Origin of the sequence: Nocardiopsis listeri NBRC 13360, from assembly GCF_001570765.1 — a bacterium.
Lineage (GTDB): Bacteria > Actinomycetota > Actinomycetes > Streptosporangiales > Streptosporangiaceae > Nocardiopsis > Nocardiopsis listeri.
On the sequence record NZ_BCSH01000150.1, the window covers coordinates 1 to 587 of the forward strand.

The window sequence follows — 587 nt, forward strand, 5'->3', positions numbered from 1 at the left end:
GGCGGTGAGGACGTCCTCCAACACCAAGGGCAGACTCCACCCGTCCAAGAGCAGATGATGGAACGTCCACACCAACACCACCCGGGTATCGGAAGTACGCAACAACCCCACCCGCAACAACGGACCCTCGCCCAGATCCAACCCCGCGGCCTCGTCCTCGGCCAGGAAGTCCTCGATCGCACGCCCACGATCCCCCTCCGAAGACCCCCGCAGATCCACATGAGACACCGGGGTCCGAACCCCGGCACGCACCAACACCACCGGCTCGTCCAACCCCTGCCAGGCCACCGTCATGCGCAACACCGGATGCCGATCCACCACCGAAGCCCACGCACGACCCAACCCGACCGGATCCTCCACCCCATCGAGCTCGACCACCACCTGCTCGAAATACGACGACGAACCCGGCTCCAGGAACGAATGGAAGAACATGCCCTGCTGCATCGGCGTCAACGGCCACACGTCCACCACGTCCCGACCATCACCCACCAACCGATCCACCTCGGCCTGACCCAACGACACCAACGGGAAATCGGACGGCGTCGCCCCACCGACACCCTCACCCAAACAGAACGCGACCAGGTCGG

Annotated in this window: 1 protein-coding gene; it reads right to left on the reverse strand. The window is 65.1% G+C overall.

The window, feature by feature from the left end; translation table 11 throughout:
* Window positions 1–522, reverse strand: a 522-nt coding sequence (locus tag NLI01S_RS24870; RefSeq protein WP_223809386.1) for a condensation domain-containing protein, incomplete at its 3' end; no start/stop codon positions are given.
* Window positions 523–587: the final 65 nt, after the last annotated feature.